Origin of the sequence: Streptomyces sp. NPDC053560, assembly GCF_044544605.1 — a bacterium.
In the GTDB taxonomy this organism is placed as follows: Bacteria; Actinomycetota; Actinomycetes; order Streptomycetales; family Streptomycetaceae; genus Streptomyces.
Genome location: NZ_JBITXI010000007.1, coordinates 68,953 through 81,475, shown reverse-complemented (window position 1 = coordinate 81,475; position 12,523 = coordinate 68,953). Strand labels below are relative to the sequence as shown.

General features: G+C 71.0%; 12 protein-coding genes and 1 tRNA gene. 8 read left to right on the top strand and 5 right to left on the bottom strand.

Going from position 1 to position 12,523, the window contains the following annotated elements:
• Positions 1-25: 25 nt before the first annotated feature.
• A complete protein-coding gene (gene hppD / locus ACIGQF_RS18145; RefSeq protein ID WP_399711110.1) occupies positions 26-1,171 on the bottom strand; it encodes a 4-hydroxyphenylpyruvate dioxygenase in 1,146 nt (381 codons plus the stop codon).
• A gap of 134 nt (positions 1,172-1,305) precedes the next feature.
• Here hppD and ACIGQF_RS18140 point away from each other — a divergent pair, with 134 nt between their 5' ends.
• Genes ACIGQF_RS18140 through ACIGQF_RS18120 form a run of 5 tightly spaced genes read left to right on the top strand, consistent with a single transcriptional unit; the run spans position 1,306 to position 5,540 of the window.
• Complete coding sequence (locus ACIGQF_RS18140) at positions 1,306-1,773, top strand: Lrp/AsnC family transcriptional regulator (RefSeq protein WP_030614406.1); 468 nt, start codon at positions 1,306-1,308, stop codon at positions 1,771-1,773.
• Between the two features lie 15 nt (positions 1,774-1,788).
• Positions 1,789-2,436 (top strand): ABC transporter permease, encoded by a 648-nt coding sequence (locus ACIGQF_RS18135; RefSeq protein ID WP_361562639.1) that lies wholly within the window; start codon positions 1,789-1,791, stop codon positions 2,434-2,436.
• Positions 2,429-3,670: an ABC transporter ATP-binding protein gene (locus tag ACIGQF_RS18130; protein ID WP_399711108.1), complete on the top strand. Its 1,242-nt coding sequence runs from the start codon at positions 2,429-2,431 to the stop codon at positions 3,668-3,670. Before ACIGQF_RS18135 ends, ACIGQF_RS18130 begins: the two co-directional genes overlap by 8 nt.
• On the top strand, positions 3,667-4,539 hold the full coding sequence (locus tag ACIGQF_RS18125; protein ID WP_399711105.1) for an ABC transporter permease: 873 nt from the start codon (positions 3,667-3,669) through the stop codon (positions 4,537-4,539). Before ACIGQF_RS18130 ends, ACIGQF_RS18125 begins: the two co-directional genes overlap by 4 nt.
• Complete coding sequence (locus tag ACIGQF_RS18120; protein WP_399711103.1) at positions 4,539-5,540, top strand: glycine betaine ABC transporter substrate-binding protein; 1,002 nt, start codon at positions 4,539-4,541, stop codon at positions 5,538-5,540. Before ACIGQF_RS18125 ends, ACIGQF_RS18120 begins: the two co-directional genes overlap by 1 nt.
• Positions 5,541-5,606: 66 nt before the next feature.
• On the opposite strand, the gene ACIGQF_RS18115 is transcribed toward ACIGQF_RS18120, so the two are convergent.
• The 4 genes from ACIGQF_RS18115 to ACIGQF_RS18100 form a co-directional block, all read right to left on the bottom strand.
• Positions 5,607-6,386, bottom strand: coding sequence for a PDZ domain-containing protein (locus ACIGQF_RS18115; RefSeq protein ID WP_399711101.1), 780 nt, complete (start codon positions 6,384-6,386; stop codon positions 5,607-5,609).
• Positions 6,387-6,499: 113 nt separating this feature from the next.
• On the bottom strand, positions 6,500-7,141 hold the full coding sequence (locus ACIGQF_RS18110; RefSeq protein ID WP_361562631.1) for a helix-turn-helix domain-containing protein: 642 nt from the start codon (positions 7,139-7,141) through the stop codon (positions 6,500-6,502).
• 310 nt (positions 7,142-7,451) lie between these two features.
• A complete protein-coding gene (locus ACIGQF_RS18105; protein ID WP_399711662.1) occupies positions 7,452-9,227 on the bottom strand; it encodes a DEAD/DEAH box helicase in 1,776 nt (591 codons plus the stop codon).
• Positions 9,228-9,352: 125 nt separating this feature from the next.
• Entirely contained in the window at positions 9,353-10,888 is a 1,536-nt protein-coding gene (locus ACIGQF_RS18100) for an MFS transporter (RefSeq protein ID WP_399711098.1), read from the bottom strand.
• 183 nt (positions 10,889-11,071) lie between these two features.
• On the opposite strand from ACIGQF_RS18100, the gene ACIGQF_RS18095 reads away from it, so the two are divergent.
• The 3 genes from ACIGQF_RS18095 (at position 11,072) to ACIGQF_RS18085 (ending at position 12,510) form a co-directional block, all read left to right on the top strand.
• Positions 11,072-11,971, top strand: coding sequence for an alpha/beta fold hydrolase (locus tag ACIGQF_RS18095; RefSeq protein WP_399711096.1), 900 nt, complete (start codon positions 11,072-11,074; stop codon positions 11,969-11,971).
• 110 nt (positions 11,972-12,081) lie between these two features.
• Positions 12,082-12,153 (top strand) — tRNA-Cys (locus ACIGQF_RS18090).
• A gap of 162 nt (positions 12,154-12,315) precedes the next feature.
• Entirely contained in the window at positions 12,316-12,510 is a 195-nt protein-coding gene (locus ACIGQF_RS18085; RefSeq protein WP_399711094.1) for a hypothetical protein, read from the top strand.
• The last annotated feature ends 13 nt before the right edge of the window (positions 12,511-12,523 follow it).

Below are 12,523 nucleotides of genomic sequence, written 5' to 3'. Positions count from 1 at the left end.
GGAACACCCGGGCCCGGCTGGGCGGTTACAGATTCCCGCGCTTCTCCTGTTCGCGCTCGATCGCCTCGAAGAGGGCCTTGAAGTTGCCCTTTCCGAAGCCGAGCGAGCCGTGCCGCTCGATCATCTCGAAGAAGACGGTCGGGCGGTCCTGGGCCGGCTTGGTGAAGATCTGCAGCAGGTAGCCGTCCTCGTCGCGGTCGACGAGGATCTTCAGCTCGCGCAGCGTCTCCACCGGGACCCGGGTCTCGCCCGCCCAGTCGCCGAGCGTGTCGTAGTACGAGTCGGGGGTGTCCAGGAACTCCACGCCGGCCGCGCGCATCGAGCGCACCGTGGCGACGATGTCGTTGGTGGCGAGCGCGATGTGCTGGACGCCGGCGCCGCCGTAGAACTCCAGGTACTCGTCGATCTGCGACTTCTTCTTCGCGATCGCGGGCTCGTTGATCGGGAACTTCACCTTGCGGGTGCCGTCCGCGACGACCTTGGACATCAGCGCGGAGTACTCGGTGGCGATGTCGTCACCGACGAACTCCTTCATGTTCGTGAAGCCCATGACCTTGTTGTAGAAGGCCACCCACTCGTTCATCTTCCCGAGCTCGACGTTGCCGACGCAGTGGTCGATCGCCTGGAAGAACCGTTTCGCCGGGGGCTCGACGATGGGGTCGGCCGCGACGAAGCCCGGCAGGTACGGGCCGTCGTAACCGGACCGCTCGACCAGGGTGTGCCGGGTCTTGCCGTACGTCGCGATGACCGCGCGCACGACCGTGCCGTGCTCGTCCTTGGCCTCGTACGGCTCCTCGATGCCGCGCGCGCCGTGCTCGACCGCGTAGGCGTACGCGGCGCGGGCGTCGGGGACCTCGATGGCCAGGTCGATCACGCCGTCACCGTGCTCGGCCACGTGGTCGGCGAGGAAGCGGCCCCACTCGGTCGACGGCTTGATGACGGAGGTGAAGACGAAGCGGGCACCGCCGGACTCCAGCACGTAGGAGGCGGTCTCCCGGCTGCCGTTCTCCGGACCCGCATAGGCGACCCGCTTCATGCCGAAGGCGGTGGCGTAGTAGTGCGCGGCCTGCTTGGCGTTGCCGACGGCGAAGACGACGGCGTCCATCCCCTTCACCGGGAAGGGGTCCGCCTGCGCTGCCGTACCGGGTGAATGATCGATGGTCTCAGTCATGGCGGCAGGCTCTCTCCGAACCACAAGGTGCGCAACAGTTTGCGTTTCGACTGGACAACATGGCCAGCGACTCGCGGGTATCGTCGGGCGATCTGTACATCATGACCACCGTCAGACCCATGGAGAGGCGGCACATGGCGATCGACCGGCTGGACGGGCGGCTCATCGAACTGCTCGCGGCGGAACCGCGTATCGGCGTGCTGGAGGCGTCCCGCCGGCTGGGCGTGGCGCGCGGCACGGTGCAGGCGCGACTGGACCGCCTTCAGTCGAATGGAGTGATCCGGGGATTCGGCCCCGACGTGGATCCGGCGGCGCTCGGATATCCGGTGACCGCTTTCGCCACGCTTGAGATCAAACAGGGCCAAGGCGCCGACGTTCGTAATCATTTGGCAACCGTCCCTGAGGTGCTTGAGCTGCATACAACGACGGGACATGGGGACATGCTCTGCAGATTGGTTGCACGTTCCAACGCCGATCTGCAACGTGTCATCGACCGGGTTGTCGGCTTTGATGGCATCATGCGGGCTTCGACTGCGATTGTCATGGAGAATCCGGTCCGCCTGCGCATCATCCCCCTGGTGCAACAGGCGTCGGGGGACTGAACGAGGAGACCCCGAGTGAGCTTCTGGGAGTACGTCGCAGGCCGGCACACCCAGCTGCTGATCGACACGTATCAGCACGCCAGTGCGGTGTTTCAGTGCATGGTTCTCGCCACCCTCATCGGGGTGCTCGTCGGCGTCCTCACCTATCGCAGCGAGTGGATGGGCAACCTCGCCACCACCGCGACGGCCACGATCCTGACCGTCCCCTCGCTGGCCATGATCGGCCTGCTCATCCCCATCGTCGGCCTGGGCGTCGCGCCGACGGTCGTCGCCCTCACGCTCTACGGGCTGCTGCCGATCGTCCGGAACGCCGTCGTCGGCCTGCGCGGGGTGGACCCCACGCTGGTCGACGCGGCGAAGGGCATCGGGATGTCCCGGGTCGCCCGGCTGCTCAAGGTCGAACTGCCGCTCGCCTGGCCGCCGATCCTGACCGGCATCCGGGTCGCCACCCAGATGCTCATGGGCATCGCCGCGATCGCCGCGTTCGCCTCGGGCCCCGGCCTGGGCAACGAGATCTTCCGCGGCATCGCCTCCCTGGGCAGCGCCAACGCGCTGAACCAGGTCCTCGCGGGGACCCTCGGCATCGTGATCCTCGCGCTCCTCTTCGACGCCGCGTACGTACTCATCGGACGCCTGACCATCCCCAGGGGGATCCGTGCCTGAGCAGACCACCACGGGCGCCGCCATTCAGCTGGAGAACCTCACCAAGCGCTACTCGAGCGGCGCGGTCCCGGCGGTGGACAACGTCACCATGGACATCAAGGCCGGCGAAATCGTGATCCTCGTCGGGCCGTCCGGGTGCGGCAAGTCCACCACCCTGAAGATGATCAACCGGCTGATCGAGCCCACCTCGGGCCGCATCAGGATCGGCGACGAGGACGTCACCGACATGGACCCGGTCCGGCTGCGCCGCAAGGTCGGGTACGCGATCCAGTCCTCCGGACTCTTCCCGCACATGACGGTGGCCCAGAACATCGCCCTGGTGCCGAAGATGACCGGCTGGTCCCGGACGAAGATCAAGAGCCGGGTCGAGGAGATGCTGGACCTGGTCGGCCTGGACCCGCGCGAGTTCCACGACCGCTACCCCCGCCAGCTCTCCGGCGGCCAGCAGCAGCGCGTCGGCGTGGCCCGCGCGCTCGCCGCCGACCCCCCGGTACTCCTGATGGACGAACCGTTCGGCGCGGTCGACCCGATCACCCGCGACCACCTCCAGGACGAGCTGATCCGGCTCCAGCACGAGCTGCACAAGACGATCGTCTTCGTCACCCACGACTTCGACGAGGCCATCAAGCTCGGCGACCGCATCGCCGTCCTGCGCGAACGCTCGCACATCGCCCAGTTCGACACCCCCGAGGCCATCCTCACCAACCCCACCGACGACTTCGTCTCCGGCTTCGTCGGCGCGGGCGCCGCCCTGAAGCGCCTGAACCTCACGCGCGTCCGCGACGTGGAGGTCGTCGACTTCCCCACCGCCACCATCGAGGACCCGCTGCAGTCCATCTTCGACAAGCTGCGCGAGGGCGCCAACAAGGAACTGCTGCTGCTGGACCGGCACAACCGGCCGTACAAGTGGCTGCGCCGCGGCGACGTCACCCTCGCCAAGGGCTCGCTCGCCCGGGCCGGCACGCTCGTGCACGACACGGTCACCCGGGACGCCACCCTGCGGGACGCGCTGGAGGCCGTGCTCACCGACAACGCCGGCCGCGTCGCGGTCACCGGGCGGCGCGGCGAGTACACCGGCGTCGTCGACGTGGAGACGCTGATGAACAACGTGCACGAGCTGCTGGAGGCGGACCGGATGGACGCCATCGAGCACCGGCACGAGCTGGAGGAGCAGCGCCACCAGCAGACCCGCCGGGAGCAGGAGGGCACCGACGCCCACGGGGCCTCGGCATGAGCCCGCGCGAGGAGAACCGGCGGGACGGCCGGCCGCCGGGCGAGCACGAGGTCATGGGGCTGGCCTTCCGCGACGAGGTGCGCGGCGGCGAACGCGAGGAGGAGCCGCCGGCTCCGCCGGCGCGCCCGCCGCGCCGGATCACCTGGCAGAAGGCCACCTTCCTGCCGTGCGTGCTGATCGTGGCGCTGCTCACCACCTGGCTGTGGTTCCGCGGCGCGCACCTGGACTCGATCGCGCACCAGGCGGTCGACGACGGCAAGGTGTGGATGGCGTTGCGCCAGCACATCTACCTCACCGCGGTCTCCACCTTCTTCGTACTGATCATCGCGATCCCGCTGGGCATCGCGCTGACCCGGGCGAAGCTGCGGAAGGCGACCCCGGCGGCGGTGGCGCTGGCCAACCTCGGCCAGGCCATCCCGGCCCTGGGTCTGCTGGTGCTGCTGGTCATCTGGCTCGGCGTGGGCCCCAGGGCCGCGATCATCGGCATGATCATCTACGCCGTGCTGCCGGTACTCGCCAACACCATCGCCGGACTCCAGGCCATCGACCCCACCCTCACCGAGGCGGCCCGCGGCGTCGGCATGTCACCGATGGGCGTGCTCACCAAGGTCGAGCTGCCGCTGGCGGTACCGCTGATCCTGGCCGGCGTGCGCAACGCACTGGTCCTGAACGTCGGCACCGCCACCCTCGCCACGTTCGGCGGCGGCGGGGGTCTGGGCGACCTGATCTCGGCCGGGATCGTCACCCAGCGCATGCCGGTCCTGATCCTGGGTTCCGTACTGACCGTGGCGCTCGCCCTGCTGGTCGACTGGCTGGCATCGCTCGCCGAACTGCTGCTGCGGCCGCGCGGCCTGGAGGGGACGTCCTGATGGGGAACCGGCGTACGCACCGGACCACCGCACTCGCGGCGGCCGGCACCCTGCTCGCGGCGCTCGCGCTCGGCGGCTGCGGCCTGGTCAGCGGCAGCCCGATGACAGACGAGGTCAAGCCCGGCAAGGACGCTGGCTATGAGGGGCAGCCGCTGAAGGGCGCGCAGCTGACCGTGACGTCCAAGGAGTTCACCGAGCAGATCGTGCTCGGCCAGATCATGGGCCTGGCCCTGAAGGCGGCCGGCGCCACGGTCGTGGACAAGACCAACATCCAGGGCTCGATCGGCGCCCGCGAGGCGGTGACCTCCGGCACGGCCGACGGCAGTTACGAGTACACCGGCACGAGCTGGATCACCTACCTCGGGAACACCGAGCCCATCCCCGACGAGCGCAAGCAGTGGGAGGCGGTGAAGGCCGCCGACAAGAAGAAGAACCTGGTCTGGCTCCCGTACTCGGAGCTGAACAACACCTACGCGCTGGCGCTGCTGCCGTCCGACCAGAAGAAGTACGGTGTCTCGAACCTCTCGGACCTGGCCGGGCTGCTGAAGAAGAACCCGGACGCGGTCACCCTGTGCGTGGAGAACGAGTTCGCCACCCGCAACGACGGCCTGCCCGGCATGGTGAAGAAGTACGGCCTGAAGATCCCGTCGGCGAACATCAAGCGGATGTCGGCCGGCGTGATCTACACCCAGGTCAAGAAGGGCGGCACCTGCACCTTCGGCGAGGTCTACACGACCGACGGGCGCATCCAGGCGATGGGCCTGAAGACGCTCACGGACGACAAGCACTTCTTCCCGAACTACAACGCGGCGCCGCAGATGTACGCGCCGACGATGAAGAAGTACCCGGCCATCGCCGACGTGCTCGCGCCGATCACCAAGGCGCTGAACAACAAGGTGGCGCAGGAGCTGAACGGCAAGGTCGACGTGGACGGCGAGGACCCGCACGAGGTCGCCAAGGACTGGCTGGTGTCGGAGGGATTCATCAAGGCGAAGGACTGAGCGGCCGCCCGTGGTGGGTGGCGGGGTGCCCGGCCGGTCCGGCACGGCCGGGCCGCCGACCGCCGGTCAGCAGCCGGGCACCTTGCCGCCGGAGTTCAGGGCCTTGAGCGTGTCCACCGTGCCGGAGAGCGTGGTGACGGGGATCAGCCGCATGTCGTCGGGGAGGTTGGCGCGGGCGTCGGAGCACTCGTCCTTCGGCACCAGGAAGTACTTCGCGCCCTCGCGGTGCGCGGCCTGCGTCTTGAGCGCCACGCCACCGACCGGGCCGACCTTCCCGTCGGTGGTGATCGTGCCGGTGCCGGCGATGGAGCGGCCGCCGGTCAGGTCGTGGCCCGCGCCGTCCCCGTCGATGGTGTCGATGATGCCGAGCGTGAAGAGCAGTCCGGCGCTCGGGCCGCCGACGTCCGCCAGCTTCAGGTCCACCCGCACGTCCTTCGGGGAGCGGTGCAGGTAGCGCAGGGCCGCGCCGACCGCCGCGTCCTGCGACTCCTTCATCTGGGCCGCGTTGTGCTTCGCCACCTCTTCGGTGTTGTCCCCGACCGGGTACACCGTGTCGCGCGGCATCACGGCCTCGTCCCGCCGGAACCAGGCCTTCAGCACCTCCGGCAGATGCGCGGAGACCTGCGGCCCGGTGGCCACGATGGCCGTCATCCGCAGCTCGCCGCTGGTCTTGCGGGCCTTGGCACCGTGGACGGTGATGACCGGTTCGCCCTTGTGCTCGCCGAGGACGTTCGCGGCCGGTCCCGGATAGGCGATCGAGAACGGCAGCGGCACAAAGGCGGCAACGGCGAGGAGCGCGATGACGAGGGCGGAGCAGACCGCCAGGGTGCGGGCGCGAGAAGACACCCCGCCACCCTAGATGACCTCCGTACCGAAGATCCCACCGCGGCGCGGTACACGGCCGCGAGAGGGCCCCGTACGTACGGACGGGACGTACGGGACGTACGGCGTTCCGTACGTCAGCGCAGCGCCTCCGCGACCTCCTTGGCCGCCGCGACCACCCGGGCGCCGACCCGCTCGGGCACGGTGTCGGCGAGCAGCACCACGCCGACGCTGCCCTCGATGCCGCTCACCCCGAGCAGCGGTGCGGCAGCGCCGCTCGCCCCGGCCTCCAGCTCGCCGTGGGTCAGCGCGAGCCCGTCGCCCTCCGTCTGTCCCTGGCGGGCCTGCAGGATGGCGCGGCCGGCGGCCCCGCGGTCCAGCGGGTGCCGGAACCCGGCCCGGTAGGCGACGTGATAGTCCGTCCAGGTCGGTTCGACGACGGCGACGGCCAGCGCTTCGGTGCCGTCGACGAGAGTGAGGTGGGCGGTGGCGCCGAGGTCCTCGGCCAGCGAGCGCAGCGCGGGCAGCGCCGCTTCGCGCACCAAGGGGTGCACCTGCCGGCCAAGGCGCAGCACGCCCAGGCCGACCCTGGCCCGGCCGCCGATGTCCCGGCGGACCAGCGCGTGCTGCTCCAGGGTGGCCAGCAGACGGTAGACCACGGTCCGGTTCACTCCGAGCTTGTGGGAGAGCTCGGTGACGGTGAGGCCGTGGTCGGTGTCGGCGAGCAGCTTGAGGACCCGCAGTCCTCGGTCGAGCGTCTGGGAGGTCTCCGCGGTCACGACGCCTCCTCCTCGGGTGAGTGGCGGCTCTGGCTCTACGGGGAGGTCGCCCTGCCGGTCCCACGGCAGCGCTGACGAGGCCGCCGGTTCTGGCACCGGCTGCGCTCCGCGGCGGCGCTGCCACGGGGCGTGTTCGTGACGGGGACAGTAGCGATCCGGTCCGGTCAGCGGAAGAGTCCGTCCAGAATCCGGTCGTAGCTGCCCGCTCTATCCCCATTGATCCTGGCGTGACGGCACTCGGTGCCGGTAAAAGAAGGAGGGCGGCCCCGCTCGGGGACCGCCCTTCACACCCGCGTACGCGCGGCGCGGCTCAGCGCATCCGCGTGGCCCACTCCTGGACCTTCTTGATCCGCTCCCGGATCTGCCCGGCGGTGGCCTCCGCGCTCGGCGGCCCGCCGCACACCCGGCGCAGCTCGTTGTGGATCACCCCGTGCGGCTTGCCGCTCTGGTGGACGTACGCGCCGACCAGCGTGTTCAGCTGCTTCCGCAGCTCCAGCAGTTCCTTGTGCGTGACCACGGGGCGCCGCTCGGCGGGCAGCTCCAGCAGATCGGCCTCCTCGGCCGGCCGCTTCTTGCTGTGCGCGATCTGCCGGGCCTGCCGCTTCTGGAGCAGCATCTGCACCTGGTCCGGCTCCAGCAGGCCGGGGATGCCGAGGTAATCCTGCTCCTCCTCGCTGCCCGCGTGCGCCTGCATGCCGAACTCGGCGCTGTTGTACAGCACCCGGTCGAAGACCGCGTCGGACTCCAGCGCCTCGAAGGAGAACTGCTCCTGCTCGCCGGTGTCCTCGTCCTGCTCCTTGTTCGCCTCGTCCATCTCCTTCTCGGACTCGGCGTACGGGTCTTCCTCGCTGTCCTTCTTCGGCTTGTCGAGCACGTGGTCGCGCTCGACCTCCATCTCGTTGGCGAAGCCGAGCAGCATGGGGACGGTGGGGAGGAAGACGGACGCCGTCTCGCCACGCCGCCGGGACCGCACGAAACGGCCCACGGCCTGCGCGAAGAACAGCGGCGTCGAGATCGTCGTGGCGTACACGCCGACCGCCAGCCGCGGCACGTCGACGCCCTCCGACACCATCCGGACCGCGACCATCCAGCGGTCCTCGGAGTGCGAGAAGTCGTCGATGCGCTGCGAGGCGCCGGTGTCGTCGGAGAGGACGAGCGTCGCCTTGTTCCCCGTTATCTCCCGGATCAGCTTGGCGTACGCGCGCGCCTGCTCCTGGTCGGAGGCGATGACCAGCGCACCGGCGTCCGGGATGGACTTCCTGACCTCGGTCAGCCGCTGGTCCGCGGCGCGCAGCACGTTCGGCATCCACTCGCCGCGCGGGTCCAGCGCGGTACGCCAGGCCTGCGAGACGGCATCCTTCGTCATCGGCTCGCCCAGCCGCGCCGCGATCTCGTCACCGGCCTTGGTCCGCCAGCGCATGTTGCCGCTGTAGGACATGAAGATCACGGGCCGGACGACGCCGTCGGCCAGCGCGTTGCCGTAGCCGTACGTGTAATCCGCGGAGCTGCGCCGGATCCCGTCGTTCCCCTCCTCGTACGTGACGAAGGGGATCGGGTTGGTGTCCGACCGGAAGGGCGTACCGGTCAGCGCGAGCCGCCGGGTGGCCGGCTCGAAGGCCTCCTGGCACGCCTCGCCCCACGACCTGGAGTCACCGGCGTGGTGGATCTCGTCGAGGATGACCAGCGTCTTGCGCTGCTCGACGCGGTTGCGGTGCAGCATCGGCCGGACGCCCACACCCGCGTACGTCACGGCGACGCCGTGGTACTCGCGGCTCAGCGGCCCCGCGCTGTACTCCGGGTCCAGCTTGATGCCCAGCCGGGCTGCCGCCTCCGCCCACTGCTTCTTGAGGTGCTCGGTGGGCGCGACCACGGTGACCTGCTGCACGACGTGGTGGTGCAGCAGCCACGAAGCGAGGGTGAGGGCGAAGGTCGTCTTTCCCGCGCCCGGGGTCGCGACCGCGAGGAAGTCCCGCGGCTGGGTCTCGATGTACTTGTCCATCGCACCCTGCTGCCAGGCGCGCAGCTTGTTCGCGGTACCCCAGGGGGCCCGTCCCGGGAAGGCCGGGGACAGGTGCTGGTTGTTCATGGCGCTGGTGGTAGTACTCACGGTCTCCGTCGGCTGGCTCGGCGATCGGCAACCGCGTCAGGGTACCCGGGTCGCCTCGCCCGCCGGATGATTCAGGCCGGGCGGCGGAGCGGGTGCGACTCAGCTCACATTCCCGGTCCGGGTGCGGGCCCGGCCGCCGGTCCGGTCGCCGGTTCCACTTCCGGCGCGGGCCGCAGCCGGGTCGCCACGTACGCGCCCACCAGCGCGACCAGGGACATCGTGGCGAAGACGGCGGCAAAGGCGGCCGGGTGCGCGACGGTGGAAGCACCGGTGTGCGTGCCGGGGTGAGCCGTGGTGACCGCGCCCCCGCCAAAGGCGACGAACAGGATTCCGGCCACACCGACGAAGACGATGTTGCCCAGCGCGTCGGAGACCTGGAGGGAGGCGGAGTTGCGGCCCGCGTCCTCGGGGCGCGACAGCTTCAGCAGCAGCACGCTGCCGCTGGAGATGGTCAGCCCCATGCCGAACCCGGCGATGACCCAGGAGAACGCCACGACGGCGGCCGGCACCGCCTCGATCAGCGCCAGCGGCAACAGGGCGACGGCCAGGGCCATCAGGAGCATGCCGAGGCCCATCAGCCGCTCACGGTACGGCTCCAGGCGCGGGCGGCTCTGCGTGTACGAGCCGAGCGCCCAGGTCAGGCCGCCGCCGGTGAGCGAGAGCCCGGCCAGCGTCGGGCTCAGCCCGCGCTGGGTGACCAGCATCAGCGGCACGAAGCTCTCCGCGGCGAGCAGCGCGCCCGCCGCGAGCCCGCGGATCAGCACCACGGACGGCAGCCCGCGCGCCGCCCGGAAGGTCCCCCGGGGCAGCAGCCGCAGCACCGCGGGCACGAGCAGCGCCAGCCCCGCGGCGGCGGGCAGCAGCGCGACCGGACGCAGGTCCTGCCCCGCGTACTGGAGCAGCCCGGCACCGGCGGCCACGGCGAGCGCGAGGAGGATGCGCCGGCGGTCCAGCGTCGCCGCGCCGTCCGCCGTACGGGGCAGCTTGCGCAGCGCCGGGAGCATGACGGCGAGCGGCAGCAGCACCAGCACCGGTATGGAGAGGAAGACCCACCGCCAGCCCAGGTGCTCGGTGACCGTCCCCGAGACGACCGGCCCGACGATCACCGGCAGCACCCAGGCCGCCGAGAAGGACGCGAGGACGGCGGGCCGCAGCCGCTCCGGGTACGCGCGGCTCACGACCACGTACAGCGCGACGATCACCAGCCCGCCGCCGAGCCCCTGTACCGCGCGCCCCGCGACGAACGTCCACATCGTCGGCGCGGCACCCGCCAGCACCAGCCCGCCGCCGAAGGTGAAGATCCCGCTGAACAGCGGCGCGAGCGGCCCGTTCCGGTCGCACCAGGCGCCCGACAGCGCCATCGAGAACAGGCTCGCCGTGAAGTACGCGGAGAACGCGAACGCGTACAGCTCGATCCCGTCCAGCGCCCGCGCCGCCACCGGCATCGCGGTGTTCACCGCACTCGCCTCGAAGGCGATGAGCGACACGACGGAGATGATCCCGAGGGTGAGGGCACGGTGAGCACGGCCGAGCACGCCGCCTTCGGCGGGCTCGGGGAACGGTACGGATACGGGTACGGCCCCGGGGGCCGGGGCATCGGGGACGGCGACGTCACTGTCGCGCGGGTCAGCGGCGGTCATCCCGCCAAGGTAAGTGCCACAGCCGCAATACGCCCCTGTCGTTCGCCCGAATTCCGCTCCGCCGCTGGACCTACGACGCGCGGGCCGTCACCCGGCCGGTGCCCCGGTCGCCACCCGGTCGCCGCCCAGCCACCGCACCGGACGTCGCACCGGTCCGCCCACCCGATCCGGCACACTTCCCCCATGTCCCGCTCGCGCTCGTACCAGTACCGCTCCTACGACGGCACCGAACTGCACTACCGCGTGCTCGGCCCGGACGAGGCCGACTCCGGGCTCCCTCCGCTGGTCTGCCTGGCCGGCGGCCCCGCCCGGGACGCCGCCTACCTCGGCGACCTGGGCGGGCTCGACGCGGACCGCCGGCTGATCCTCCCGGACAGCCGCGGCACCGGCGCCTCACCGGCCGCCGAGGACCCGGCCACGTATGCCTTCCCCCGCCTCGCCGAGGACCTGGAGGCGCTCCGCGCCCACCTCGGCCTGGAACGCTTCGCCCTCCTCGCGCACAGCGCCGCGGCCGCCACCGCGCAGGCGTACGCGGCCGGCCACCCGGACCGGCTGAGCCGTCTGATCCTGGTCGCCCCCGGCTCCCGCCTCCAGGGCGAACTCCCCGACGACGCCCGGGAGATCTTCGAGTCCCGCGCCCACGAGGAGTGGTGGCCCGACGCCTCCGTGGCCGTCCAGCGGCTCTCGGAGACCGGCGACATGGACGAGGTACGGGACCTCCTCCGCCGCGCCGCCCCCCTGGCGTACGGCCACTGGGACGAGCCCCAGCGCGCCCACGCCGCGGCCGAGGGCGACCAGCTCAACCCCGTGCCCCGCGCCGGCTTCTGGCAGGCCGTCGACGAGACCGCGCGCGCGGCCCTGCTGGCCGCCCTCCGCGACGTGACCTGCCCGGTCCTGGTCGTCACCGGCGACCGCGACGCCCTCTCCGGCATGCGCGCCGGCGAACTGGTCGCCGCATCCTTCCCGCACGCACAGCTGCGCCCCCTCCACCTGGTCGGCCACTACCCCTGGGTCGACGACCCGGACCGCTTCCGCCCCCTGGTCGAAACCTTCCTCCGCACAGCCGAGGCCCCCCTCCCCTAGCCCCTTCATGAACGCGGTGTTGCCCCGCGTGACAACCCCATGGCAGCCGCCCCGTTTCCCTGGCCCCCTCCCCCGCCCCGGCCTACTGTCGATCTCACGCACCAACCCCCGGCCGTGTGCCCGAGTGGTTCAGGGACTCGCCTGCAAAGCGAGTTACGCGGGTTCGATTCCCGCCACGGCCTCTGACGCCTTGACCAGGCAGAACGAAAGGGCGGCGCCCCCAACGGGCGCCGCCCTTTCGTGTGTCCCTGCTCCGGGGGGATTGCGGGCGGGCGGACATGAAGGGCGGCGGAGCGCGGTACTCAGTGGCTGGACGCGATGTTGTCGCTCGTGAGGAGTGTGTGATGGGTGAGACGTACGGGCCCGGTGGGTCCAGTGCTGATGCTGTGGACGGGGTCGACAAGGACGAGCTGGAGAAGGCGGACAAGGACCGGCGGGAGGCCGAGGTCGCCCAGGAGGCCACCGGGGAGGAGCCGCAGCGGCCCGGGGCCGGGGAGCCGGCGCCGGGCCGCGAGGAGGGCGGTGACGGGGCCGGATAGCCCCGTTCCCGCG